General features: G+C 43.5%; 2 protein-coding genes. Both read right to left on the bottom strand.

Annotated features, from left to right (window positions below; translation table 11 throughout):
• Positions 1 to 966, bottom strand: a 966-nt coding sequence (locus O9324_RS20740; RefSeq protein WP_288141188.1) for an RRXRR domain-containing protein, incomplete at its 3' end; no start/stop codon positions are given.
• A gap of 258 nt (positions 967 to 1,224) precedes the next feature.
• Positions 1,225 to 1,764 (bottom strand): cytochrome b6-f complex iron-sulfur subunit, encoded by a 540-nt coding sequence (gene petC / locus O9324_RS20735; RefSeq protein WP_002737937.1) that lies wholly within the window; start codon positions 1,762 to 1,764, stop codon positions 1,225 to 1,227.
• Between the last annotated feature and the right edge of the window lie 406 nt (positions 1,765 to 2,170).

Here is a 2,170-nt window from a genome sequence, read left to right as displayed (position 1 = left end):
TCCTTTGGGAGAAGAAACTAAATCTCCTTTACGGAACCCATGTCTTGTGGTAGAGCCACCATATTTACGTCGTTTACCACCTTTGGAAAAAACCATCAGGTGAAGTTGACGACGACTAATAGGAGGACGTTTGATGACAGCGAAGGGAGCGTTCGTTACTTTAACATAACCCTTCCAATCATATCCATGACTATTAGAATTGTGGAATGGCAAATAATCTAAAAACTGAAAACAGGCAAGAGCAATGCCATCGTTAGCATGACTTTCGGGTGATTGTTCTGCTTTATTTTTGGACTTTTCTAGTCGCAAATGTTTTCTAAGATTAGAGGTTTGCCAACCAAAGCGAGTATGGACTGTTGCCAATTGAGATAGTTGCTCAATAGCCCATTTTTGTCCGACCATAACCGACGAGAAACCTTTTCCAGACTTAGCTCCTTTTCTACCGGAAGTTAAATCAACATCGGCTTTGATGTACTCAAAGTAAATATCGGTAATTGGATAGATTTTGGTTAGTTCGGAAACGACTCGAAGTTCAAGTTGACGATTAGCTCTGATTGAGGGAGCTAATTTTCCTTGTTTTCTATTTGAAAATCGTTTTTGTCGATGCGCTCTTAGATTAAAAGGAAGTTGACGGTTAATCCGTCTTCCTCTACGTCCTTTTCGCATTAACCGTCTATTGTCCATGCGCTCTCTTACTCGTTTAAAAGGAAGTTCTAAGTGAGCCTTCCAAAGAGTAAAAAGAGAGGATTGAACACCAATTCCCGAAAATAATTTACCCGGGTCAATACCAATGGCAATCGGTTGGGTTTTGTTATCGGAAGGTTCATCGGTTAGCTGGACATAGAAAATACCTAAGTCGTTGAATTTGCCGATAGCTTTTCCTTCCTTAATCCACCGTCTAGCCCGACTGGGTTTGGTGGGCATCAACGGTTTTCCGTCTTTTGAAATAACAGGAACTCTTGCCATGGAGATAATCCTTAAGAGTAAAGTTAAAGTCCCTTACCGCAACACAATCAAGATGTCTTGTCTAACAACGCTTTACCAATAAAGCTTAGAGGGAATCCGAACTAGGGAAGTATTCGGAGGTCTGGGCCAGATTGTGTCTCGATGCGGTAGTCTCTACTTACGTCGCCTAAATTGGTTTAGGCAAGCCCCGTCCCTTTTAGGGCGGGGTTAGTGACCTCTATCGGTTAAATAATTCCAAATCTCGTCACATTGAATAATCTAGGACCACCAGGGTTCTTCACCGGTGCGGAAGTCGGTTTCCGTCCAAGTGGAGAAGACGACTTTATCATTATCGGTGACGTTGGCATGGGCGAGGGCTAAGGATAGAGGCGCTGGACCGCGAACTACTTTTCCTTCGGCATTGTACTGGGAACCGTGGCAAGGACACATGAATTTTTCTTCACTGGCATTCCAAGGCACCACACAACCTAAGTGGGTGCAGACGGCGTTAATTCCATAGTTGGCCAGGGTTTTGTCCTCTTGGACGACTAAATAGGTGGGGTCGCCTTTTAAACCTTGGGCTAAGGTGCGATCGCCAGGGTTATGGCTTCCCAGAAATTGACTGACAATCACATCATTACCTAGGGCATCTTTAGCGGTGACACCGCCACCCGTACCACCGGCCGAGGGGGGAATAAAATACTTAACAATCGGATACAAAGCCCCCGCTGCTACTCCGGTAATTGTACCAAAGGTCAACAGGTTCATAAATTGACGACGACCCAAATCGGGAACATCTGTACCGGAAACTTGACTCATTGCTCCTTATCTCCAAATGTAAATTTTTGTAAACTAATTCTCATCTAAGGGCGATTTTGTGCATCTCGATCAAGACGAAAACCCAGAGCTTAAAGAAGGTTTACAAGGGCTGTATTAGATTATTACAGATATTGAGTCACGGACAATTGCCACGGCAAAGCTGCGCCAAATGCGATCGCTGTTTTCTCGCTTTTGCCCAGATGAGAAACCGCGAACATCGAAAGAATCTTCAAAAATTCGATCCAATGGAAAAGTTAAGTCTCCATATAGTTAGTAAAAGTATAGTCAAATATAGACAGACTGAATTCCATTTCAGAAATTCCCTTCACTTTTACTTCGAGAGATTGATTCTCCTTGGGTGAACTACGCACCTCTCTATCCCATAGCGGTTAAACGCATTTGGGAA

This window comes from Microcystis sp. LE19-84.1B, assembly GCF_027531875.1.
Classification (GTDB): domain Bacteria; phylum Cyanobacteriota; class Cyanobacteriia; order Cyanobacteriales; family Microcystaceae; genus Microcystis; species Microcystis panniformis.
This window is presented reverse-complemented; position numbering and strand designations above follow the sequence as displayed.